The sequence below is a fragment of the Arthrobacter sp. StoSoilB5 genome (assembly GCF_019977235.1).
GTDB lineage: Bacteria > Actinomycetota > Actinomycetes > Actinomycetales > Micrococcaceae > Arthrobacter.
On sequence record NZ_AP024646.1, the window covers coordinates 5,075,296 to 5,099,508 of the forward strand.

Here is a 24,213-nt window from a genome sequence, read left to right on the forward strand (position 1 = left end):
CCTGATAATCCTGTTACGAAGGGCCGGTCAGGAACGAAGGGGTGGCATCATGGCGGATCGCATTACCGATATATGGGGCACAAGGACCCCGTTCCAGCGGGAAGATGAGTGGCCTTCCCGCGTGGATTACGCCCTCATGGAAGGCCTCACAGAGGGCGATGTTGACCACTGGGTCCAGTCCGCTTGCGTGCTGTGCAGCAATGGCTGCGGCTGCGACATTGCCGTGAAGGACGGCGTCATGGTGGGCATTCGCGGCCGCGCGGAAGACCGCATCAACAAAGGACGCCTCGGGCCAAAAGGACTTTTCGCGAGCTGGCAAGGCGTCTCGAACGAGGACCGGCTCACGCAACCGTTGATCCGTGAAGGCGGCGGACTAGTGGCGACTGACTGGGACACGGCCATGAATCGGATCGTGGAACGCAGCACTGAACTCTTGAAGGAGAAGGGTCCGCTCAGCCATGGTTTCTACACCAGCGGCCAACTGTTCCTTGAGGAGTACTACGCCCTGGGCGTGATCGGAAAGGCCGGTATCGGGACGCCCCACATGGACGGAAACACCCGCCTGTGCACCGCGACAGCAGCGTCCGCGCTCAAAGAAACCTTCGGAGCAGACGGACAGCCAGGCGCCTACGAGGACATCGATAATTGCGATGCCATTTTTCTTTACGGCCACAACATGCCCGAAACGCAGACCGTCCTCTGGGCCCGCATCCTGGACCGCCTTTCAGGATCCACACCGCCCAAACTGGTGTGTGTCGACCCGAGGAATACTGAGGCCGCGCGCTATGCCGACGTCCATCTGGCAGTGCGGCCAGGCACCAACCTCGCGCTCATGCACGCCTTGATCCGTGAAGTGCTGCAGAACGGCTGTGAGGACCCCGCCTACATTCAGGACCACACGATCGGCTACGAAGAGCTGAAGTCCACTGTGGAGGAATGGACGCCCGAGGCCGCGGCCGAGGTCTGCGGCGTCAGTGCCCAGGACATCAGGAAGGCCGCACACATCTTCGGCACCTCGGAGCGGGTTCTTTCCACCGTTTTGCAGGGGTTCTACCAGTCATCCCAGGCCACAGCGTCCTCCTGCCAAGTCAATAATCTCCACCTGTTGCGCGGCATGCTCGGGCGGCCCGGAGCCGGCGTCCTGCAGATGAACGGGCAGCCGACGGCACAAAACAACAGGGAATGTGGCGCCGACGGCGACCTTCCGGGCTTCCGTAACTGGCACAACCCGAAACACATCGAAGAACTGGCGTCACTGTGGAACGTGGATCCCGCGATCATCCCCCACTGGGCACCGCCAACCCACGCCATGCAGATCTTCCGCTATGCCGAGCAAGGATCCATCAAGTTCCTGTGGGTCTCGGCCACCAACCCAGCGGTTTCCCTGCCGGAGCTGCCCAGGATCCGGCAGATTCTGGCCAAGCCGGAACTCTTCCTGGTGGTGCAGGATCTGTATCTCACCGAAACGGCCCGGATGGCGGACGTTGTTCTCCCCGCCGCAGCGTGGGGCGAAAAAACCGGGACGTTCACCAACGCTTCCCGCGTCGTCCATCTTTCTGACAAAGCCGTGGACCCACCAGGAGACGCCCGCAGCGATCTGGATATTTTCCTGGACTACTCCAAACGGATGGGCTTCACCAAGCTGGACGGAAGCCCCTTGTTGGCATGGGAGAGTCCGGAAGACGCCTTCGAAGCCTGGAAGGAATGCTCGCGCGGACGGCCCTGCGACTACACCGGGCTGAGCTACGGGAAACTCCGTGGTGGCAGCGGGATCCCGTGGCCCTGCAATGAGCAAAACCCGGATGGCACCACGCGCCTCTATACGGATGGGGTTTTTCCCAGCGACCCCGACTACTGCGAGAACTACGGTCACGATCTTCTGACCGGCGCCGAGGTGGAGCCGGAGCCCTACCGAGCCAAGATGCCCGAGGGCCGCGCATGGCTCAAAACAACCAAGTACCACCCTCCACACGAAGAACCGGATGATGACTACCCGCTCCGGTACACCACTGGGCGAACGGCCTACCACTTCCACACAAGGACCAAGACAGGACGTGCCCGGGCACTCAACGCGGCCGCGCCACGGATGTGGGTGGAGCTCTCCGTCGAAGACGCTTCCGCCCTAGGGATCAGGGAGGGCGACATCGTCCGCGTGTCGTCCCGGCGAGGCCTTATTGAAGCACCTGCTCGAGTCAGTGGCGTCCGGCCCGGAACGGTTTTTGCGCCCTTCCACTACGGATACTGGGACTCGGCAGGCCCATCCGGCCCTGCTGGTCCCGGCCAGGATTCGCCGAGGACTGCAGCCAACGAGCTGACCATCACGGAGTGGGATCCTGTATCAAAGCAGCCGCTTTTCAAGAATGCCGCGGTGAAAGTGGAGAAAATCCGGGACGGCGACGGACCCGCTCCGGCACCCAACACCACGGCCTCACGGCAGGCAGGACAACAACAATGAACCTCAACATCTACCTGGGATTGCTGCATCAGGGCGAAGCCACCCTGGCTGAGTCCTTCCGGCAGGTCTCCGATGGCCATGGCTCGGAACCCGACATACATTTCCTCTGCCAGACCTTGGCCAAGCAATGCGAGCAGCACGGGGAACTCCTCCTCCCCGTAGTGGAGCGATACGGCAAGGACACATCCGACAACGAGCCCGAGAGGCTCCACGCCGACGGCTTGTCAGAAACCCGGAGCGGGCCTGTCGGCCTCCTTCGCGACCTGCAGGACCTGTACCTCTTGGCAAGCTTGGTGGACGTCACGTGGACTGTGGTGAATCAAGCCGGATCCGCGCTCCGCGACGCCGGGCTCCTCGCCGTCGTCGAACAGTGTCACAAAGAAACCGGGATCCAGCTGAGCTGGTTGCAAACCCGGATGAAGCAGGCGGCGCCGCAGGCGCTGCTCGTCGCAGACTGAACTAGTGGGGCAGTAGACCCAGCAGTGGGAGGGTAGCCGCCGTCGAAATTGCCATGGCCGCTGTGTTGCCGATGACCGGATGGAAGCCCTCCGGCAGCCGGGCGGAAATCGCCCTGGCAATGGGAGGGGCAAGCACGGCTCCGAGCAATGCGCCGCCGATGATGCCCTGCCACGAGCCGTCGTAGGCGAGCACGGCGGCTGGTGCCACCGAGACGAGCGATGCGTAAGTGGCCGCCCACCCACCGTTGCGGTACCAACGCCGCCAAAGGACCACGCCGATCGCCGAAGTGAGGGCCTGGGCGAACAGGATATGCGGAACCAGGGCGGAGCCATATGACGGCAGCGCTGGATTCAGCACGAACGCCATTGCGACGCCAAGGATCACGCCAGCGCTGGCGAGCTCGTTGGCGAAGAATTGGGTCTCGGTGAAGTCGGAGAGGACCCTTCTGGCTGTCCACAGGGCGTCTTTAAGGACAGGGTTACCGCCCGACGGCGGCTGGCTGGGTTGCGCCTGTGGAGCCCGCTTGCGAAGTTCAAGCCATGGCAATTTCCGGGCAACGAGGAAAGCCAGTCCTGATCCGAGGGACATGGCAAGGACGTTCGCCACTACAGTCGGAAGTCCCAGCGGCACGGCGACCGTTGGGATCAGCAGCAACGCCAACGGCGTGATGGTGAATGCCCCGAGTACGGCGCCGGTCACACAGGTCCGCCAACCAGGTCCATACATCAGGACCACGGCGGGAGCCACGCATACGAAAGGCACAAACGTGGGCTGCCATCCGTCGTCGAGCATCCGCCCGAAGACCACGTTGGACAGCAGCAGGCTAAGGGATCCCGAGGTCAGCACCCACGGCCACAGGCCGGTGCCATACGTCAGCTGGCCGGCCCAGTGTTTGCCTCGCCAGACAGCCCACCAAGCCAACAGGGCCCCTGCCAGCAAGCCGCATGCCGCCAGCTCTGATTTGTAGAATTGGGGCTCGGTCATGTCGCCCAGGAACCATCTGGCCGCCGCCAAGGGCGAGTCGGCGGTCGAGGCAGCCCAGCCTTCAAACGCAGGGCCGAACCGCGGCGAATGCTGACCGAGCGCGTGCAAGACAAGTGCGAGCATTCCTGCGATGGTGACGACGGCGAACGCGCCCAGAGCAGTTCCGAAGGCCCCGCGTTCAGGTGCGGCCTTCCGGGCAGCGGGATCCGGCCGACGTCGGGGCGCGTCGTCGACAGCTGAGGTGAGCATCGTTGATAACCCTTAGCGTGCGATGTGGTGTAACTCGGAGCAGCGTAACCGAGCTGTCCACGCTGGCCCCATTCCGGTTGCTGCGGGGGATTTGTGACCGATGAGGACCGGGCGGAGTGGGTCCCTTGACTCTAACGTTTCCTCGAGGGAACGTTAGAGTGTGAGTCACGTAACCACTGCACAGGCCGCCGCGCGGCTAGGCGTGACGCAGGTGGCCATCCGTAAGTTGATCCGGACCGGTCAACTGGTCAGTGTCGGCGTCGTCGGCCGGACCATCTTGTTGGACGCCGCTTCTGTAGAACAATTGGCCCGAGTCGGCACCCGCCATGGCCGACCATGGTCCGAAGAGAACGCCTGGGCAGCTCTCCTCCTGCTGTCTGGCGCCACAAGCGTCGATTGGGTCGATTCCCACCAACTGTCCCGGCTCCGACGCAAACTGAGCACGATGGAACCATCGGAGTTGCCGATCCTGGCGCGCCAACGCGCGATCGTGCATCGGCACAGAGGAACGGCGGATGTCGTCCGACAGCTAAGGGACCATGTGCTTGCCACCGGCGCCACTGCCATGGCAGAGGACAACATTGCCGAGCGCTTTGGCCTCACTGGCGGCGCGGGAACCGTGGATGGTTACGTCATATCCGGCGAGGCCGATGCACTTAAGGAAGCGTACGGACTAATCGAGGACCGGGAGGGCAACGTAATGATCCGGGAAGTCGCCACCAGCCAAGCCTTTACAGACGGAGTTCCGCTGGCGGCAATTGCTTTGGACCTGTTGGAGTCCCCGGCGACCCGCGAGCGCACCGCTGGACAGCATGTACTTGGGGAGCTTTTCCGTGGACGATGACCACGGCGTGACGGCACGAGTGCTGTGGGAGGCGTCCTCGCCCCCGGGCGGCTGGGGCCGGCCGTGGCCCCAGTGCGCTGAACTAGCCCGCGCCTTGCCTACTGATCAGTGGACGCTGGTCGGGGGACTTATGGTCCAGCTGCATTCAGCCGTGGCAGGATTGACCGTTTCCCGGCCGACGACCGACGTCGACATCGTCCTCCACATGGAAACCGGTGCCGCAACTATGCCTCGCGTCGCTTCAGTCTTACGTTCGCTCGGCTACGTGCTCATGCAATCCATAAATGGCGATAGCCCCGCGCATCGCTTCCTTCGCGGTAATGAGCAGCTCGACGTCATGGTTGCTGACCATCTTGTGCCCAGGCTGGTTCCGCGTATTGGCGGGCGCAAAGTCTTTCAGGTCACGGGTGGGACCCAAGCCCTCCGGCGAACCGTAAACTGCAGAATCGTCGTGAACCATGGGGATGCGGTGTCAATCAGCATCCCGAATAGGCTTGGGGCATTAGTGCTCAAAGGCGCTGCTTATCAGGAGGATTCACGGGACAAAGGCCGCCATCTCGATGACGCAGCCACACTGTTGGCAACCATAACGGGCCCCTTGGAGCTTGCGGCTGATATGGGAGGGAGCGATCGCTCGCGGATCCTTGGACTCAATCGCGCCCTCGCCGACCCCAGCCATGAATCCTGGAAGGTTCTTGACCACGGCGATAGGGCGCGGGCAATCAGCAACCTTGCGGTGCTCTGCGCCAATCCCGACCGCCTCCCTGTCAGGCGCCTGGGTAGGTAGCACTGCGGCCTAAGCCCCCTGTCACTGCAGAAAGGATTCGATCTCTCCAGCCGGCAGCCCCGCTGCTTCGGCAAGGGCGCGGGGGTCGACTCCGGCGTCAACTGCCTTCTTGAAGGCCAAGGCGAGGGTGTTCTGGGAGATAGCCAGCTCATGTTGAAGGCTTTGGCGGCGAAGAGCAGCCAACCAGACGCCGCTGACGGGATCCATGGCGTCGATGTCCATTCTGAATCCGCAACTGCAAGACCATTCCGGCCAGACCGGCTCAACGGTGATCCACTGCATTGAGTCGTAGGCGGGTCCTGCGGAGATCGCCATGTGTGAACCGCAATGTACGGGCCCCATGGGGAGTAGCGGTTCCGCGGCAACATCCACGGTGTTCTCAGCCACTGGTGTGGACCTTGGTTCACTCAGCGCGACTGTCATCGTCTTCTCCACACATTCCCTAGTAACTATCTTGGCTATCTAGTTATATGTGTACTGATGATTTAAGTCCAACCAGCCGGGGCAGTTGCCCTCGCCCGCCGCCATAGGGCCGGAGCCATCACCACGGCAACGCCGACGGCGGCACCGATTACGGTTTCGATGATGCGGTCCCTCAGCAGCAGGCCGGGATCAACAGGGGCGGCCAGCAAAGTGGCAATCAGGGCAAGCGGCGTCACGAAGATTTGCGCCACCAGATACTGCCGGGCGATGAACATCTCGGCGCCGAACTGGCAAGCTGCGATCACCAGGACCATGGCCCACGGCGCCGGATTGAGCCACAGGATGCCGGCAAGCAGCACCAATCCGATCACCGTTCCGGCGATTCTTTGGACGCCACGGCTTACACGGTGGCGCGTCGAATGCCCCACCAACGGAACCACTGCCGCAACCATGGCCCAATACGTGTGCCCGAAGCCGAGCCGCTCCCCCACCACCGTCGCGATGGTCCCCGCAAGGCCTGCGGCAATCAGGTATCCGCCGCCCTCCAACCAAGCTGCCCGGCGTTCGAGCGCGGTGTGACGGATGCGGGGCGGCCGCTTCCATGGGGTCCTGTGGCCCTTGAACACCCGGGACGACATGCCGATCAGCAGGCAGAAGAGAGTGGTCCCTACTGCGACCAGCATGGCCTCCCACAGCGGCGGCTGCGCAGGGATGGATGCGATTGCAGCGAAGGCGAAGATGTGAAAGAGGGAGCCGCCTGGCCGCAGCCTCCAAGCGGCGACCACCACCGAGCACCCGCCCGCAACAAGGGTGGTTGCAGCAGTAAGGAGCCACGAATACGTGGCACCTTCAATGCCCCATGCTTGCGCTGCACGGGACATGAGCGTGGCCAACAAGATGATCAGCAGCATGAAACCGCCGGCACGCAATTGGCTTCGTAAGCGCACGCTGTGGGGTTCGTTGCGGCCATAGATGCCAGTAAATGCACCGAACGAGGCAAACACGGCCAGGTCCAACCGCCCCATCAGGGTCAGCGTAATCAGCGGAACAAATACCCCAACAGCGCAGCGGAGAGCCGGATGATGGTCCTTGTTTCCCGGACCCATGGTGAACATTTCCGCTACAGCCTTCAATGGGCGGCTCGCCTTTCGTCGCAGGATCAAAACGTACGACGGCGGCGCTGGCGTCCGCTTCAAGGCTACGCTCCGGGCGCTGGACTACTCCGCTATTGCGTAGAGATCGTGCGCTTTATCACGCACCAGGATGCTCATCGAGCCGTAGAGGCCGACGATGCGCTGGTACTCCTCGTCATCCAGAAAGCTGATGCGTCCGGCCGTGAAGTCCTTCGCTGCCTCTATAACGAAGCGAACCGCGGACTCCACGCTGTGCAGGTTGGTGGCGCCGGTTGCGGAGCCAGCCACAGCGGACACTGTGGTGATCGCAACCCCAACCACTGGAGCACTTGTGGCGATGGCTGGCTGAACCAGCGAGTTCACGTGATAGATGCCGTTCCCGTAGGGCGTGATGTCCTGCATGGTGATCGGCATAACTACAGGGAGCAGGCCGCTGGTGCGCTCCACAATGTCCAGGAGGTCTTCCGAAACGCGCAGGATCCAACCGTTCTTGATGGTGGGTGTGATGGCGAACCCACTGTGGTTGCAGATTCTGTTGCCCTTGGTGGTGTCCACGGAAAGCACCGCATCCATGGCCTCCAGGACTTCATGTTCATTGGCCACAGACATGGCCACTGACGAGCCCATGAAGGGCACTGGTTCGTGAGGTGCAGTGGGAGCGTCCGGATCAATCTGGGTAGTGATAAGGACATCGCCCCTCAACCGGTCCCCGCGGCTCGCCATATCAATGAGCTTGGCTGCCGCAGCCACCACCGTAAGCGCCCCGTCACCGTCGGACACGAAACCTGTCCGGGCGGGCCGCGCACCCAGACCGCCAAGTCGGCCAACTACGCCCAGCGTGGGAGCATCGCCGCCCACAGTCTTTCCGTGTGTTCCAGCAATCAGCACTTTGACGAAGTCTGTTTCGCCGTCGTCGCCCCGCACGGGCGTAATGGTCACATCGGCTGTTCCGTATCCGGCGAGCAAGGCTGCAACACCGTCGCCGCTGGCATGCGGCGTGTCGAGCGCGTCAAACGCCGCAACAACATGACTCCAACTCATGTCAGTTCCTCACTCTCTCCAGCAATTGATCCACGAGAACGGCGCCGTCCTGGCGGATTCCGTCGTGTTGGTACTTGTCCGTGTGTATCGGGAAGAAGTTGCCGATCTTTGCAGCGGTCCTCTTGGACGAATCGAATGGGACAAACATGTCCTCTGTGTACATCACGGCAGCCGTTGGGACCTGGTTCGCGGCCAGCGCTTCCAGGTTGTACAGGCTGGACCAGTCGTTTCGCTGCGCCAGGTGGTATGCAACGTCCTTCAACGGACGCAGCGCCGGATCCTGTTCGAACTGCCAAGGGAAGATCATTTCTCCCGTGAGGAGAGACTCCTGCTTTGCATGGACAGCGTGGTCGGCAAAGTCAGGGAACTCCTGCCGGACCGAGTGGGCGGCCCAATTGGTGCTCGCATGGTCCGCGTATATGGCCTCGTGGAGAACTGCATACAGCGGTCTTTTGCCAAAGGAGAGTGCCGCTCCCGCATCGGCGAGGAAGGCATCGCTCAGCTTCGGAGCCGCAACCTGCGCAAACGAGCTTTCCAGGAGATAGTGCAGTTGGTCGAAACCGTTCTTCGTGCCAAGCAGTATGCCCAGGCTGAGGAACCGCTCGGCCGTCAGTCGCTCACCGGTAGGCAGGTACTCTGCATGGTCCAGCAAATGGTTCTTGATGGCCAGGACGCGATCCCGATCCATCGGATATGTCGTGAAGAACTCCGCATTCCTGCGGGCGGTCTGACGATAGTTGGCACGGTAGATATCCCGGATGTCTCCTTCGATATCAGGAACGCCGCCAGTAATCATGACACTTTCCAGCCCGTGTGGAGCAACTGACAAGTAGGTGAGCGCGCAGAATCCACCAAAGCTTTGACCGAGAACTGACCACTTCCTGTCACCAATCAACTGGCGCCTGATGACTTCCGCGTCCATGACGATCGAGTCGGCACGGAAATGGGTGAGGTAGTCCGACTGTTCTTCCACGGTGTCCCCAGGAAGAGTCCGGTAAGTGATAGCTGAGGACCTGCCCGTTCCACGCTGGTCCAGCAGGACCACCCGGAACTCCTCCAACGCTCGCTTCAGCCAGCCTCCCGGAAGACCCGGCCGGTCGGCGGCATTGCCTGGACCGCCTTGAAACCAGAGCAGGTAAGGACGGTCGTCGTGCTCGGCGTCCGCCTCGACTACTTCCCGGGCGAAAACCTCGATCGTTCCTTTGGAGGAAGTTGCACGGTGGTCCAGCGGAAGGGTAAATGTGTGCTCCAGGAAAATGAGTCCGTCCCGAGCCACGCGATGAGTGCGATTTGACGTTTCCACCATCGCGCTCAGTAGCCTTCGATGTTCATCTGCCGGCAAATCTCGACCACCTTGGGGTGGACATATCGCCCGTTTTCCTCGATCGCCTCTCCGTCAGCGTAAATGGATGGAGCAATCAAGCTTGCGTCAGTGTGAGCCGCGGCCACCCAGTGCTCGCCACCAATCCAAGACCCCTTGGTTCCGAACCCGAACTCCACGCAGCCAAACACGCGTTCGTCCTCAACAATGCGTCCCGTGACTTTACGGACGCCAGGGTTGAATCCCAGCGACCAGTGGGCCACGCGATACATGTTGGGATCGTTCAGCGAAGCCATCCAGTCCGCGTATGTTCGGGCATCAGCACCGTCACCGCTGATGTCCACAACAACGCCATTCTTGATCTCGAACCTAACCGGCGACCTCAGGATGCCAATTTCATTAGGCGGCCACGCGCCGCCGTCGAACACAATGACGCCGTTCTGGGTGTCCTCCAGGGGGTTGAATGAAATCTGGCCGGAAAGCATGACGGATTGACCCGGCTGGGTGGCCGGAAGTCCACGGAGGTTGATGGGCCGGTCACCGCGGCGTCCCCTGATATCCGTGCCACCGGTGGACGTGATTCTGATGTCCTGCGCCTGTTCGAGGAGACCCACCAAAACGTGGCCAAGCTCCGTAACACCCTGGTAATCCACGCGTGCCACAGTGTCCACCAGCATCTGTACATCCATGCCAGTGAGGTTGATGTAGCGGGCGCCGTTGGCCAGCGCGGTCCGGAACGCATCCGAGTGCATGATGTAGCCAAGCTGGTACTCAATCCACACGTCCGCTGCGGCTACTGCTGCTGCCACTGGTGGTGAGGGCTCCAGTGCGGACATCGTTCGGGTCTCGTACCTGACGATGGTTGGGAACGCCCCGACGGCGTAGGCAGCTGCCGCCGTCAGCTCAACTACGCGCTGGTCCGATGACGTGTCCGCTGTGATGACCACGCTCTCGCCCTTGCGCACAAGCATTACTTCTTCGATCAGCTTGCGGGCGCCGAGCGACGCTTCGAAGGACAGGTACTCGCTGCGGGCTTCGATTCTGCTGATAACTTCCATGGTTCAATCCTTTGGGTCTTGGTGTTGAGAGTTTGTGACGAGTAGGGCTTAGCCCTTGAAGATCCGGCCTACGGAGTAGATGGAATCGCCGGCGATGAGGCCCGCACCGATGAGTGAAACTTCGGATTCCCCATCCTTCGACCGGTACTTGGTCCACAGGAAGCGGAACACAAGCGCTGCCAGAACCAACCAACCGGCGTTAGGCGTGCCAATCAGCAGACCGGTGGCCAGCAGGACGCCCATCTGGCGCTTGGAGCCACCGAGCAGCTGGATAAGGGCTCCGGGGATTGCCCAGATGATGAGGTTCCGGATAACGTCGGGGTTGGCCAGGCCGGACTTGATGGTGTCCGCATACACCACTGCCGCAGGCGGCAGGTTGCCGGCCGTGAAATAGCTGTTCCATAGGAGGGCTACCAGCCCGATGGCCACCGTGAAGCCGACCATCGCCGAGAGAAGTTGCTGACGGCGACCTTCAATTTCGTACACGGTATAAGGCCTGCGGTCCCGGCGCAGTATCCACCCGGCTTTCAGGTCGTAACCCATGTCTGCGAAAGCCGGACCAGTCGCGGCGCAGTAGCCAACCAGCAACGCGAGCGGGACAGCAGGCATGTTCATCAGCAGCCCTGCAATGAGGAAGATCAGCGTTACAGCGAAGGCCGGGAACCATCCGGCGTGCATGGCCGCCAGGCCCACAATGATTTCGTGGACAATCGCAGCCACGGCCGCAAAGAGGATCCATCCAATGACTGCTGGCCAGGACATTTCGGTCCACAACCCTCCCAGGACTGCCAGGACGAGGGCTCCGATCACGTACAAGACATAACCCGAAGCGAAAGTCCGGCGTAGCCGAGAGGCCGTGACAGTGGGCGCAAGGGACGGATCAACCGGCGCGGCAGCCCGCGCCTGAATCTGAAGGCGTTCCTTCTCCATGTCCTTTTTGGATTTCTTGTCCAGCAGGATCCGAACAGCCTGGATCAACGCCACGATCCCCGCACCAATCATGACACCGTGCGGAACATAGATTGATGAGAGCGTGAATCCCAGAATGGCCGGAGCGTACTGGCTCAAAAGCAGTCCAATGCCAAACATGCCAAGTGCCCAAACGTTGCCGATCAGTGCAACGCCGGCTGCGGACATTGGAAGCCCGAAGAAGGACGCACCAAATCCCACCACTCCACCGGCGGCCAAGAGTAGAGCCCGCTTTCCACCTTTGTCGCCCGCGATGATCGTTTCAGCGGCGGCCACGCCTGGAGGCCAGGCGGCGTCAGCGGGCAGGAACTTGGAACCGAAGCTCTTGTAGAGGATCCAGGCATCGATCAGCAGGCCCATGGACGCGCCGATCAGCATGGGACCAACCAAATCGGTACGGCCAAAGGCGAACGGAACGGCGATGGGCGTGAGCAGGGAGTTACCGGCTGCGAAGGTTGCCCCGGAAATGGCGCTCTGGGCCAGATTCTGGCGGTTGATATCGCGCATCTTGCTGAGGCCGAAGAACGAAATGCGGCCGATGATCATTGCCATAAGTGCGCCAATGACCGATGTGTTTGCTGAAATACCAAGTGTGGTGATCAGGTGAAGCCCGATCACGGCGCCTAGAACGCTCAGGACTACGGTGACTACGAGGGTCAAGGGCTCGAAGGCCCGTGGATGGCGTGCTTGGGTGTCTTCTTTGACGTTGAGGGGATGTGCCATTTCCTGCTGATTTCTATGAGGGAATGTGAACGGAAACGCGCCGGGGCGCGGAGAATCGAGGAGCGGGGCCTCACCATTGAGGCGATGTATTGCGCGAGCTGAGGCAGCCCAGTGACTGCGGGCGAAGGTTATGCGACGGGCAGCGGAGTTCCTGAGGAGAGCTGCTCCGCCAGCATGTCGGTTGCAGCCATGAGCTCCTCCGCAAGCTGGGTTTCCCTGCCCGCCAGAAGTGCCGGCACTCCTACCACTCCGACTGATCCGATGACATCGGAATCGAGCCGTACCGGGACGGCAACGGACATGATCTTCTCGTCGTACTCGCCAATGGAGACGGCAAACCCGTGCTCACGCACAGCAGCGTGCCTCCGCAATATGTCCTCGCGTGTATGGGGACCACTCTGGGTTGAGTGGGTGAACCCACCGTTGAGAAGCGAGTTGATTTCATCCTCGCTTCGATGAGCAAAGATGGCGTGCCCGCAAGCGCCGCCGTACCAAGGGAACCTGCGGTTCAAAGTCAGGGCAAAGCGGATTGCGCCTGGCCCGTCAGCGGCCGCACGCATCACGTACTCCGCCTCGGCCGCGAGGTTGAAGACGACGGTTTCGCCCATCTGCATCGCGAGTCGTTCCAGCACAGGCTGCACGAGTTGCGGAACTCCGCCGGATTCGCCGGCAATCATACCGAGTCGAACCAAGGCAGGGCCGAGACGGTATTTTCGGCTGACTGGGTTGGGAACCAGGAATCCCTCTGCACTAAGGGTTGCCAGTGCGCGGTGGACCTGGGATTTGTGAACGCCAAGCTTGTCCGCCAGTTCGGTAACTCCCCACTCCGGACGATCAGCCGAGAAGGACTTCAAGACCTCAAGGGTGCGCTGCACCGTGGAGAGTGTCCGGGGATCTGCCATCATTTGCCTCGTTGCTAATACTGGAACATTGTTGTTTTTTATGGAACACTTAAAGAGTCGCGCATGTGTGCCGTGATGTCAATCACTGATTTTGGCGACCCTTTTTCGCCCCATAAACTCGACGGCGGCCGGTCACTTAGGTGACCGGCCGCCGTCGTAAGGGCTACTTTGGTTGTGCGTCAGAAGCGGGAGGTCGCCCCTGCCACTGTGTTGGTCGCCAGCGGGTTGCTGGCTACATCCGTCACGCCGGACGCCGGGGTGTAACTGGGGATGGGTGCGGGGGATGTGGAAACCGTGTTGCCGCCAGCGGTTCCAGCGCCCAGGGTGATGGTCAGCGTTCGGGCCGTCGGATTCCAGCTCAGGCTGGAGGCGTTCCCGCCATTCCCGCTATAGGTGAGCGCAGAGCCCGTGTAGTTGCCGCCAAGTGCAACACTGCCGACTCTCAGGGTTGGGCACCCAGCCCCGGTGACAGTCAGTGTGTTGGTGGAGCTTACGTTGACTATCACCTGGTCCGCATTGTTGCCGGCTTGAGTCTGGACGCTGGTGGAATTGTTGGCCCAGATGCTACAAACGGTTGCCGGGTTGATGGGTTCCGAGAACGTGATCGTCACCGAATCACCCTTCTCGATCTTGCCGGGAGTGCCGCCCGAAACGTTGTTCAGCTGGACACCCGTCACCGTTGGGGAGCTTACGTCCTTTGTGGATGTAGCGGTCCCGGCCGGGCCGGTGTTACCTGCCGCATCGGTTGCCCGTGCGGAGTAGGTGATGGTTCCTGGGCTGAAAGCACTCAGGTTCATCGGGGCGGCAGCCCAGTTGCCGGAGCTGTTTGCGTTGATGGTCTGGTTCAGGGGCTGAGCTCCTGAACCCGTCACGGTCAGGGCCACCGAAGACAAAGCCTCTGCCGTTCCGCTGACGGAAACGTTCGCCACGTTGCCGCTGTGGACATACGTTGGTGCGGTCACGGTCGGGGCGAGGGGCGGCGTTGCATCCACTGCGGTAACTGTGCTTCGCGCGCTTTCAGCACCCTGCCACTGGGAGAGTGTCGGCGTCACTGTGTAATACCAGTTTCCGGTGGCAACCCCACTGTCCACGCAGCTCAGCCCCACCACTGTTCCTCCACAGGTTCCCGTGGCCGCCACCGCCGTGCCGCCAGTCGCCGAGGCGTAGCGGACGATGCTGTACCCGGTCACGGACCTGCCTGCCGCCGTCGTGCTCGCAGCCCAAGTGACCGTCACGCTACTTCCGGAAACGGCGGTAGTGGGCTTGGCGCCCTGGGCGACGGCGTCAGCCTTGGCTGCGCCGAAGTTGCTACTGACGGAACTCCAGAAGGCACTGGCGGCTGGGCCACCCCAAGAGACGAGGAAGATGCCAAGAACGATCACAAGGACGCGGTTCCATGCGCCCATGGTCACCCGCGTTGGGGGCGTTGAAGCAGCGGACTGACGCAGCGGGCTCACTTCCGTACCTCCAGCGTGACAGGGACTTTGAATTGGGCGCCTTGGCAGGCGGAAAGTGAGGCCGCGCTCATACTGGCCGCACCCGGGAGAGTCAGCAGGATAGACGTATTCGCCTGAATGGTTACGGGCTGGGCCAACGGCGACGGCGGGGGCGTGAACGTCACGCCGGTGGTGGTGCAGCCGGAATGCCCGGCATCGGCGGTCACGGCACCGTTGGCCGCAATTCCATAGACGGTAACGGCATGGCTATTGGGGTTGGTTGCCCGGAGAATGACGTCGGCTGTTCCACCGGGAACCAGGCTTGTCTGCAGGGTATCCCCCGCGACAAGCGCATCCACAGTCACGGTTTGCATGGTTCCGTTGGTCGCCGAACCACTGCCGACGCCAGTGGTGGCCCAATATGCATAGGCGGTCCCTGCGCCGCCCAGGATGCAGAGGGCCACAGTGGCAGCAGTGGTGCGGGCGATCCGTCCGCTACGGGGCTTGCGGTTGAGCGTCTTCATGTCAGTTCGCCTGTCCCGTCCCGGAGTACGTGAGTTGGAGGGTCGCGCCCTTGCAACCATCCTGGAGCTGCAACGTGTCCAGCATCCTCACTCGGGGCCATTTGCTTTCGAGCACGTGCAGCGAGGTCAGCGAGCTGGGCCCGGAGGGAGCTGTTAGCGGGTAGCTCCCGGTGTATTGGGTGACCTGGTAGTCAGCACTGCTGCAGGGGAGGTTGGCCGCCACCGCTGCCGGCGTGCGCACCACCTGCGCAATCGCAACCGTCAGGTTGGTGATGGCTATGCTCTTGTTCTCGGGGTTGGAAATCTGCAGCTCCACTGCCTGGGACACCCCTGGCGCCAGCAGCCCACTTAATGAGCCCGTGACGCCGAAGGTCCGTTTGACTTCCTGGACCTGCAACTGCCCGGGTGCTGCGTTCGACTGGACCGCGTTCGACTGGCCTGTGCCGCTGGCTCCCTTCACGGTGAAGTCGAACTTGCCTGCCGTCGTCGTGGTGGCGGTTGCGACCGTTAAAGTTACCTGCTCGGTGCTGCCGGCTCCCAGAACCACCGGCGACGGCGACCACGCGGTTGCCGCTCCAGCCGGAAGGCCCGTAACGGCGAACGTCACGGGTCCAGTGAAGCCGCCCGTGGAGGTGGCTGACACCGTAAAGGTGGTGGACTGCCCTTGGTCCAAACTGCGGTTCGAGGGCGACAACGCCACCGTAATCCCCTTGGCTACCTTGGCCGGGTTGCCTTGCGTAGCGCTTTGCCCACTGCTTGCAGCGACAGCCGCCACCGGAACAAGGGCCACGACGAGCGCAAGAAAAAGCGTCCGAAGTGGTACGGCAGCTCGACGGAAAGGCGCGGGGCGCTCTGGCCGGTGGTCCATGGAAGCTCTTTTCGGACGGAAGCGTTTCAAGCGGGAGGAATGCGTAGGCCGGGGACCACCACTCGCAAGGTGGTCCCCGGCAGCCTGACGCTACTGGCTGGAGACGTTGACCGTGACAGTCGCGGACTTGCAGGCGTCCTGGTTGGCCGTGGCGCTGTCGTTGAACTTCAGGGTTCCGCTGCCCACCGAAGTTCCAGTCGAGTTGGCGGCGACGAGGGAGTTGCTCGTATCTGCGGTGACCTCAAACCAGGAAGGGAGACAGGCGGCGTCGCTCGTAGTTACGTTCGCAGTGAGTGCGCCAACTACGGTCCCGGATGTGGTCGAGTTGTCGGCGGTGTAGGCCACTGCGGTTTGGTTGCCTGGCGCCAGGCCGGCATTGAACGTGGCGTGCAGCGTGACGGTTCCTCCACCTGCTGAGTTGGCGGCCGAGCCGCTGCCTGATCCGGTAGTGGTCCAGTAGGCGTAGGCAGCTCCGCCACCTACGGCTACCAATGCCACGCCTGCGACGGTGGCGGTGATCCGGCTCTTCTTGGAAAGCTTGCGCATGGTATGACTCCTTGGTTGATCTTTTTCCGGGGAGCCGCATCGCAACCCCCAGCATCCGACCGTTTCCGGCGGATGAAGCGATGTCCCAATAGTTCAGGCCAGCGAAGCCCCGCGGCTACTCTTGGGTGTACGCCTCTTTTCCGCCCGACCAAGGGGTCAGGAATACGCTGAACGGGCGGCGAGTACTCAGTCAGCCGAGAGGGACTACTTGGTTGGACGTTGCGTCATTACGGCGTAGAACGGGCTCGGGTGCCGATTTGATGGCGCGCTTCGTCCCGCCAGCACTTGGCTTCCGGCGTTTGTGAGTATGCTGGCAGCGGTTGGATCAGGAGTACTCAGTTTTAGGCGGCCCGGTACCTGACCCGAGGAGGTCGCTGCGGCCGGGCATTCAGGAAATTCAGCGCCCACTGAGCCAACATTGTGCCCATCTTGAGCAAAAACTGCGCTGGTGTTCGACTGTGTTCGGGGATGAAGGGTGCATCAAATAAAGAGTGCCTCGCCGAGACCTTTCAGTTCCCGCCCTTGCCCTTGCCCTTCTTTTCGTCTCCTCGGCCCTTTTCGTCGTATTGGCCGCCCCCTTGGCCCGCACCCGCTGATGTGCTGTGCCCTGGCTCAACGACCGCCGGTGATTCGGTTTCCTGCGCAACCTCGGTTGGGCTGGCCTGTTGGCTCACCTCTGACGATGGAGCGCCTCCTGGCCCGTTGCCGGAGTTGGCCGGGGGCAGCAGAACGGTTTGCACCGGCCCCGGAATGAGAACTGTTTCCACCGGCCCCGGGGTGGTAATTGTCACCACCGGCGCTGGAGTCCCAACCGGGGAGGGGAGGTCGGATTGCTGGGTAACCGGAGAGGGCGATGTGACGTCTGCTGGCAGGCGGTCCTGGCCGGACAGCGCCACCGCGAGGGGGATTGCTATCGCTGTCGCAAGAAGCACCATCAACAATGCCCCGAGCTGGCCCCTTCCCCCAACTTTGTGATGCTGGATGGACATTGGGCTGGTTGCCGGCACGGCGGGCGACCTGGCAGGCAGAGGTGGCAACAGCGCGGTAGGTGCGTGAGCGTAAGCGTCTTGCCAGGGGCGGCCGAGGAATTCTTCGATCTCCTCAGCGGTGGACCTGTTGGCTGGCTCAAGGTCCGTCATGGACTTCAGCAACTCAGCTATGGGGTGATGGATTTGCTCCGGGATGACCGGTGCACGGTGAAGACGGGCTGCGGCCGATTCAATGGGCGTCCCAGGATATTCCGCCCTGCCCGTGAGGCATTCCAAAAGCACCAGGCCGAGGGAGTAGATATCGCTGGCAGGAGTCAAGGGCCGGCCGAGCGCTTGTTCCGGGCTGAGGTACTGGGCCGTTCCCACGGTCATTCCGGTGGCGGTCAGGCGGCTGCCTTCCAAGATCCGGGCCACGCCAAAGTCGGCGAGTTTGACGATGCGATCGGGTCCCGGAGTCTCTGAAACCAGGATGTTGGCCGGCTTGATGTCCCGATGAATCACTCCCCGGCCGTGAACCTGCACCAGGGCACCCGCAAGGGCGTGGCCAATGTGCGTTGTTTCCGCGAGGCTGAGTGGGCCCTCAGCAAGCACCGAACGCAGATTATGGCCGGAAACCAGTTCCATGACGAGGAAGGCTTGCGGCGGACCGGATGTGCCGGTGTCCACGCCGGCGTCGTAGATGTGCACCAAGCCAGGGTGGTCAAATCCTGCCAGCAACCGCATCTCTGCCTGCTGGCGCTCTTCAAAGCCCTCGTCGCCTGAGCCCGGGGAAAAGATCTTAAGTGCAACATCGCGCTGCAGGACTTCATCCCGGGCCTTGCAGACAGTGGACATCGCCCCGTGCCCGAGTAGCTCCAGAATCCGGTAGCGGCCGTTGAGTATGTCCCCGCCGCCTGCTGGATCAACGAAAGCTTCCCCGCCTGCCCTCACGGCCCTACACCTCTTGCGTCTAAGCGCGCTGCGCCGACTTACCCCCCCATTTATCCTGCGCTGCGATGCAGTTGCTAAGTGACCTTCTTACGGCAAACGTACAGCCTCCGCCCCACCTTGCCAACCATGAAGTGTGCTACTACTTTTCCCGGAAAAATCAGGGGATTCCGCACCTCAAACTCCGGTTTGGCGGCGCCCTAAACGATGGGTTGCGGGGTTGGGAGTGCGCCCAAAGAATTGAAGCTGTAAAGCTGCTTGGGTACAGCCCCCGCCACGCCTGCCCAGACTGGCAAGTGCAGACCCTCGCGCCGGAGCATGGCCACGTAATCCTGGATCTTGTCCGCCGAGAAACACATCTGCGTGACGATTTTCGTGGCGTACTCCTGCTTCTCCAGCAAAGCGTCAACCAAGTGCAGGCTTGTAATGTCCGGATGCCCCTCGGGGTACCCAGCCACTCCAACACCCATCGCACCGGAGGTTATCTGGGCAATATCGCGCAGCAATTCCCCACCTGTGGAATACGAACCCGAGGGCTGCCCGTCGCCACCGATGGCGAAGACTTCGGTGATGCCCGACGCCGAGCAGTCACCCAGTATGGCTGACAACTCGCCGCGGCTTTCAAGAGCCTTGGCAGCAAGATGGGGAACCACGGTATAGCCGAGTTCCCTCAGCTGGACCGCAGCACGAAGTGTGGCACCCACACCATGCTTCGGCAGGCAGGTAACGCTGATCGCGGTGGATGTAGGCAACGTCTTGCTGACAACGTCCACGATTCCCTCGGACGGGATGATCTCAACACGAAGGGGAAGCATGAGGTGTCCTTTTGCTGTGGGCTTAGGCGTGTGCGGCGAGGATGGTGGAGGCTTCCTGGCGGGTGGTGCCGGAGGACTCGATGTGGGCCAGGGCGGCGGGGATTTCCCAGCCCTTCTTGCGCATCGCGGTGGCCCACAAACGCCCGGCACGGTACGAGGAGCGGACCAGAGGCCCGGACATCACGCCGAGGAAGCCGATCTCCTCGGCCTCGTGCTGGAGGTCCACGAACTCCTGCGGCTTGACCCACCGGTCCACGGGCAGGTGCCGTTCGGACGGGCGCAGGTACTGGGTGATCGTGATCAGGTCACACCCTGCGGCGTGCAGGTCCCGCAGCGCTTCGGAGATTTCCTCGCGGGTTTCGCCCATGCCCAGGATCAGGTTCGACTTGGTCACCATGCCCAGGTCCCGGCCCTGGGTGATGACATCCAGGGAACGTTCGTACCGGAACGCCGGGCGGATCCGCTTGAAGATCCGCGGCACGGTCTCCACGTTGTGCGCGAACACCTCGGGCTTGGAATCGCAGATCGCCTTGATGTGTTCGGGTTTGCCGGAGAAGTCCGGGATCAGCAGCTCCACCCCGGTGCCGGGGTTCAGTTCGTGGATCTTGCGGACCGTTTCGGCGTACAGCCGCACGCCCTCGTCGGCGAGGTCATCACGGGCCACCCCGGTCACCGTGGCGTAGCGCAGCTGCATGGCCTGGACACTCCGGGCCACCTTGGTGGGTTCGAACATGTCCACAGGGGACGGTTTGCCGGTATCGATCTGGCAGAAATCACAGCGCCGCGTGCATTCGGACCCGCCGATCAGGAACGTCGCTTCCTTGTCTTCCCAGCACTCGAAAATGTTCGGGCAGCCGGCCTCCTCACACACGGTGTGCAGGCCTTCCTTCTTCACCAGGTTCTTCAGCCCGACGAACTCCGGCCCCATCTGGACCTTGGCCTTGATCCACTCGGGCTTGCGTTCAACCGGGACAGCCGAGTTGCGCTGCTCAACGCGCAGCAACTTACGGCCTTCAGGTGCCAGGGTCATGGGTTTACTTCCTTGTTTGTTGTCTCATTTGTCCGTTGCCAGGCCCAATTTGTGCCCTTCAAGTACGTTCAATCGCGCAAAGTAGGCCCACAACGCAGGTAAGTGTCAGCATTCGACGACGTTCACGGCCAGGCCACCCATCGCGGTTTCCTTGTACTTGGAGGACATGTCCTTGCCCGTCTCACGCATGGTCACGATCACCTCATCCAGCGACACCCGGTGCGTCCCATCCCCCCAGAGCGCCATCTTCGCCGCGTTGATCGCCTTCGCCGCCGCGATCGCGTTCCGCTCAATACACGGAATCTGCACCAACCCACCAATCGGATCACACGTCAACCCCAGGTTGTGTTCCATCGCGATCTCCGCCGCGTTCTCCACCTGCCCCGGCGTACCACCCATCACCTCGGCCAACCCCGCAGCAGCCATCGACGACGCCGAACCCACCTCGCCCTGGCACCCGACCTCCGCACCGGAAATCGACGCCTGCTCCTTGTACAACACACCCACCGCACCGGCAGCCAGCAGGAACTTCACCACCACATCGTCCTTATCAGCCTGGGTAGCCTTGTCCATGCCCGGGGCATAATGCAACGCGTAATACAACACCGCCGGGATAATCCCCGCCGCACCATTCGTCGGCGCCGTGACCACCCGCCCACCAGTGGCGTTCTCCTCATTGACCGCCAACGCGATCAGGTTCACCCACTCCTGCCAATACTTCGGATCGTTGCGGTCCTTGTCCTCCTTCAACAACCGCTCCAGCCAGTCAGGAGCACGACGACGGACCCGTAGACCCCCGGGCAACACACCCTCACGCTTCAGGCTCGCCTCAACACAAGCCTCCATCACATGCCAGATATGCAACAAACCCTCCCGGATCTCCTCCTCCGACCGGGACGCCCGCTCATTGATGAACATGATGTCGCTGATCCCCAAACCCTTCGACGCACACCGGCCCAGCAACTCAGCAGCCGTACGGAACGGCAACGGCAACTCCGCCTTCGTCTCCTCCAACTCCGCCCGCGCCGCGTCCTCCTCACCCTCACGGACAATGAACCCACCACCGACAGAGAAGAACGTCGCCTCCCGCAAGGTGTTCCCCTCAGCATCAGAGACAGCGAACTTCAGCCCGTTCGTATGCCGCGGCAACACCGTCAACGGATGCAACACCATATCCTCCACCGCATACGGCAGCTCCACGCCTTCTCCTGAGGCACCAGCCAGGTTCAGGACACCTGTCTCAGCGATCGTCGCGAGCCGCTCGTCCACCTCATCAGGCAGGATCAACTCCGGGTGGTAACCCTCAAGGCCCAACAGGGTCGCAGTCATGGTCCCGTGCCCACGGCCCGTCGCAGCCAAAGAGCCATACAAATCAACCCGCAACGACGCGACCGAGCCCAGGACACCGGCGTCCTTGAGCTCGCCAGCGAACACCGCAGCAGCACGCATCGGCCCCACAGTATGCGAACTCGACGGGCCAATACCCACAGTGAACAAATCGAAAACACCAACAGCCATGGCTGAATCCCTTTCGGGGGAGAAAGAACGAGCAAAACTTAGTGTGGGGGCCGTGCCCAATCCCGAGCCAAGGCGGCGCCGGCCCCCGTGGAGGTCCCAGTGCGAACCTCCAGACCCGGTTTTTGTGTGCGGCATTCGTTCCCAGCAAATGCCACACCCGGGAGATCAAAACATGCCCACCCTCGGCAGCCAGACCCATTTCTCAAACAAACGAACCGCAAGCCCGGACCCCGGAACGCCAACCCCCTGCTGCCCTTTTGGGGCCGGCATCCGGAAGCGGGCGTCCAAGGGAGCTTCGCGTCCGCTCAGCGGGCGCTCAAGCGACCGAGCCCGCGGAGGATGTCGGCCCCAACGGGTTCTCAGGCGAGGTTCGCAACACCCGGGTAGAGCGGGTGCGCGGCGGCAAGTGCCTCAACGCGGTGCCGCAACCCCGAAAGGTCCGTACCGGCGTCGGCCGTCAACGCCTCGGCGATGATATCCGCAACCTCGCGGAAGGCAGCTTCCCCGAAGCCCCGCGTAGCGAGGGCCGGGGTGCCGATCCGCAGGCCAGAGGTGACCATTGGCGGGCGCGGGTCGAACGGGACGGCGTTGCGGTTGACGGTGATGTCGATCGCGGCGAGGCGGTCCTCGGCCTGCTGGCCGTCGAGTTCGCAGTTGCGCAGGTCGACGAGCACCAAGTGCACGTCGGTGCCGCCGGACACAACGGAGATGCCCTTGGCTGCAACGTCGGGCTGGACCAAGCGTTCGGCAAGAATCCGGGCGCCGGCAAGAACACGTTCCTGACGCTCGCGGAACTCTTCGGAAGCGGCGATCTTGAAGGCGACGGCCTTCCCGGCGATGACGTGCTCCAGCGGCCCACCTTGCTGGCCTGGGAACACAGCCGAGTTGATCTTCTTGGCGATGTCGGCGTCGTTGGTGAGGATGATGCCGCCACGCGGACCGGCGAGGGTCTTGTGCGTGGTGGATGTGGTGACGTGGGCGTGCGGCACCGGCGACGGGTGCAGCCCCGCAGCAACCAGGCCCGCGAAGTGTGCCATATCCACCATGAGGTAGGCACCGACGGAGTCGGCAATCCGGCGGAACTCAGCGAAATCCAGCTGCCGCGCGTAAGCGGACCAGCCGGCAACGATAAGAGCCGGTTTGTGCTCCTGGGCCAGGCGCTCCACCTCGGCCATGTCCACCGTGTGGGTGTCCTCGCGGACGCCGTAGGGGATCACGTTGTAGAGCTTGCCGGAGAAGTTGATCCGCATGCCGTGCGTCAGGTGGCCGCCGTGGGCCAGGTTCAGGCCCATGATGGTGTCGCCCGGCTTGATCAGCGCGTGCATCACTGACGCGTTCGCCTGCGCACCGGAGTGCGGCTGGACGTTCGCGAACTCGGCACCGAAGAGGGACTTGATCCGGTCGATTGCGAGCTGCTCGATCACGTCCACGTGCTCGCAGCCACCGTAATAGCGCTTGCCCGGGTAGCCCTCGGCGTACTTGTTGGTCAGTACGGAGCCCTGGGCCTGCATGACAGCAACCGCTGTGTGGTTCTCTGAGGCGATCATTTCCAGGCCGTCGCGCTGGCGACCCAGTTCGTCGTCGATCTTTGCGGCAATCTCAGGATCCAGCTCGGACAGCTGGGCGTCCAACGACGCCGACATAACCTGCTCGAATTCGGTCACGGCTGCCGGGTTCACAGTTCTCCTCCGTTCGTTGCAGCGTATTCCTCAGCAGACATGAGTGGCCCTTCTTCAGTGGCGGCCACCTTGAACAGCCAGCCGGCACCATAGGGATCGTTGTTGATGAGGGCGGGATCGCTGACAACGGCGTCGTTGATCTCGGTCACCTCACCCGTCACAGGCGAGTACAGATCGGACACGGACTTCGTGGACTCAACTTCGCCACACGTCTCACCCGCGGTCACAGTGGAGCCCACCTCCGGAAGGTCAACGTAGACAATGTCGCCCAAGGCATCCGCAGCCACCGCAGAGATCCCAATCCCCACAGGCCCGGACCCATCCGAAGCAACCCATTCGTGCTCAGCCGAGTACTTCAGCTCGGCAACTACTTTGCTCATTCCAATTCCTATCGTCGTATTTGATCTCTTCATGCCCGGTACTGTTCTTCGTGCCCGACATCCGGAAGCGTGCGTCTAAGTGAGCGTCACGTCCGCCCAGCGGGCGTATTCGCGACCGAGCACGCGGAGGATGTCGGGCACGAAAACCCCGGC

The 24,213-nt window shown here is 62.2% G+C and carries 22 protein-coding genes; 4 read left to right on the top strand and 18 right to left on the bottom strand.

Features of this window, described 5'->3' with window-relative positions:
* The first annotated feature begins 49 nt into the window (after window positions 1-49).
* Window positions 50-2,455 (top strand): nitrate reductase, encoded by a 2,406-nt coding sequence (locus LDN75_RS23050; RefSeq protein ID WP_223934989.1) that lies wholly within the window; start codon window positions 50-52, stop codon window positions 2,453-2,455.
* Entirely contained in the window at window positions 2,452-2,913 is a 462-nt protein-coding gene (locus tag LDN75_RS23055) for a hypothetical protein (RefSeq protein WP_223934990.1), read from the top strand. Before LDN75_RS23050 ends, LDN75_RS23055 begins: the two co-directional genes overlap by 4 nt.
* A gap of 1 nt (window position 2,914) precedes the next feature.
* Here LDN75_RS23055 and LDN75_RS23060 read toward each other — a convergent pair whose 3' ends face one another.
* Window positions 2,915-4,147 (bottom strand): hypothetical protein, encoded by a 1,233-nt coding sequence (locus LDN75_RS23060; protein WP_223934991.1) that lies wholly within the window; start codon window positions 4,145-4,147, stop codon window positions 2,915-2,917.
* Window positions 4,148-4,307: 160 nt separating this feature from the next.
* Here LDN75_RS23060 and LDN75_RS23065 point away from each other — a divergent pair, with 160 nt between their 5' ends.
* Together LDN75_RS23065 and LDN75_RS23070 are read left to right on the top strand one after the other, a co-directional pair.
* Window positions 4,308-4,991 (top strand): helix-turn-helix domain-containing protein, encoded by a 684-nt coding sequence (locus tag LDN75_RS23065; RefSeq protein WP_223934992.1) that lies wholly within the window; start codon window positions 4,308-4,310, stop codon window positions 4,989-4,991.
* Window positions 4,981-5,778: a hypothetical protein gene (locus LDN75_RS23070; protein ID WP_223934993.1), complete on the top strand. Its 798-nt coding sequence runs from the start codon at window positions 4,981-4,983 to the stop codon at window positions 5,776-5,778. Before LDN75_RS23065 ends, LDN75_RS23070 begins: the two co-directional genes overlap by 11 nt.
* Before the next feature lie 21 nt (window positions 5,779-5,799).
* On the opposite strand, the gene LDN75_RS23075 is transcribed toward LDN75_RS23070, so the two are convergent.
* The 17 genes from LDN75_RS23075 to gcvH form a co-directional block, all read right to left on the bottom strand.
* Complete coding sequence (locus tag LDN75_RS23075; protein WP_223934994.1) at window positions 5,800-6,165, bottom strand: hypothetical protein; 366 nt, start codon at window positions 6,163-6,165, stop codon at window positions 5,800-5,802.
* A gap of 98 nt (window positions 6,166-6,263) precedes the next feature.
* On the bottom strand, window positions 6,264-7,334 hold the full coding sequence (locus LDN75_RS23080; RefSeq protein WP_223934995.1) for an FUSC family protein: 1,071 nt from the start codon (window positions 7,332-7,334) through the stop codon (window positions 6,264-6,266).
* 84 nt (window positions 7,335-7,418) lie between these two features.
* The gene (locus LDN75_RS23085; RefSeq protein WP_223934996.1) at window positions 7,419-8,375 is read right to left on the bottom strand and encodes a DUF1177 domain-containing protein; all 957 of its coding nucleotides are present in this window, start codon (window positions 8,373-8,375) and stop codon (window positions 7,419-7,421) included.
* A gap of 1 nt (window position 8,376) precedes the next feature.
* Window positions 8,377-9,681, bottom strand: coding sequence for an alpha/beta fold hydrolase (locus tag LDN75_RS23090; protein ID WP_223934997.1), 1,305 nt, complete (start codon window positions 9,679-9,681; stop codon window positions 8,377-8,379).
* Between the two features lie 5 nt (window positions 9,682-9,686).
* Window positions 9,687-10,754, bottom strand: coding sequence for a hypothetical protein (locus tag LDN75_RS23095; protein ID WP_223934998.1), 1,068 nt, complete (start codon window positions 10,752-10,754; stop codon window positions 9,687-9,689).
* Between the two features lie 48 nt (window positions 10,755-10,802).
* Entirely contained in the window at window positions 10,803-12,446 is a 1,644-nt protein-coding gene (locus LDN75_RS23100; protein ID WP_223934999.1) for an OPT/YSL family transporter, read from the bottom strand.
* Window positions 12,447-12,574: 128 nt separating this feature from the next.
* Window positions 12,575-13,351: an IclR family transcriptional regulator gene (locus tag LDN75_RS23105; protein WP_223935000.1), complete on the bottom strand. Its 777-nt coding sequence runs from the start codon at window positions 13,349-13,351 to the stop codon at window positions 12,575-12,577.
* A 176-nt stretch (window positions 13,352-13,527) separates the two neighbouring features.
* Window positions 13,528-14,805 (bottom strand): hypothetical protein, encoded by a 1,278-nt coding sequence (locus LDN75_RS23110; RefSeq protein WP_223935001.1) that lies wholly within the window; start codon window positions 14,803-14,805, stop codon window positions 13,528-13,530.
* Window positions 14,802-15,308 carry a hypothetical protein gene (locus LDN75_RS23115; protein WP_223935002.1) on the bottom strand — a complete coding sequence of 169 codons (507 nt, stop codon included), beginning with the start codon at window positions 15,306-15,308 and terminating at the stop codon, window positions 14,802-14,804. Before LDN75_RS23115 ends, LDN75_RS23110 begins: the two co-directional genes overlap by 4 nt.
* Before the next feature lies 1 nt (window position 15,309).
* The gene (locus LDN75_RS23120; protein WP_223935003.1) at window positions 15,310-16,176 is read right to left on the bottom strand and encodes a hypothetical protein; all 867 of its coding nucleotides are present in this window, start codon (window positions 16,174-16,176) and stop codon (window positions 15,310-15,312) included.
* Window positions 16,177-16,266: 90 nt separating this feature from the next.
* A complete protein-coding gene (locus LDN75_RS23125; protein WP_223935004.1) occupies window positions 16,267-16,722 on the bottom strand; it encodes a hypothetical protein in 456 nt (151 codons plus the stop codon).
* Between the two features lie 509 nt (window positions 16,723-17,231).
* The gene (locus LDN75_RS23130) at window positions 17,232-18,641 is read right to left on the bottom strand and encodes a serine/threonine-protein kinase (RefSeq protein ID WP_223935005.1); all 1,410 of its coding nucleotides are present in this window, start codon (window positions 18,639-18,641) and stop codon (window positions 17,232-17,234) included.
* Window positions 18,642-18,838: 197 nt separating this feature from the next.
* Window positions 18,839-19,453 (bottom strand): methylenetetrahydrofolate reductase, encoded by a 615-nt coding sequence (locus LDN75_RS23135; protein WP_223935006.1) that lies wholly within the window; start codon window positions 19,451-19,453, stop codon window positions 18,839-18,841.
* Window positions 19,454-19,475: 22 nt separating this feature from the next.
* The gene (gene lipA, locus LDN75_RS23140; protein WP_223935007.1) at window positions 19,476-20,483 is read right to left on the bottom strand and encodes a lipoyl synthase; all 1,008 of its coding nucleotides are present in this window, start codon (window positions 20,481-20,483) and stop codon (window positions 19,476-19,478) included.
* 105 nt (window positions 20,484-20,588) lie between these two features.
* Window positions 20,589-22,001 carry an L-serine ammonia-lyase gene (locus tag LDN75_RS23145; RefSeq protein WP_223935008.1) on the bottom strand — a complete coding sequence of 471 codons (1,413 nt, stop codon included), beginning with the start codon at window positions 21,999-22,001 and terminating at the stop codon, window positions 20,589-20,591.
* Window positions 22,002-22,360: 359 nt separating this feature from the next.
* On the bottom strand, window positions 22,361-23,680 hold the full coding sequence (glyA, locus tag LDN75_RS23150) for a serine hydroxymethyltransferase (RefSeq protein ID WP_275959796.1): 1,320 nt from the start codon (window positions 23,678-23,680) through the stop codon (window positions 22,361-22,363).
* Window positions 23,677-24,060: a glycine cleavage system protein GcvH gene (gene gcvH / locus LDN75_RS23155; protein ID WP_223935009.1), complete on the bottom strand. Its 384-nt coding sequence runs from the start codon at window positions 24,058-24,060 to the stop codon at window positions 23,677-23,679. Before gcvH ends, glyA begins: the two co-directional genes overlap by 4 nt.
* Between the last annotated feature and the right edge of the window lie 153 nt (window positions 24,061-24,213).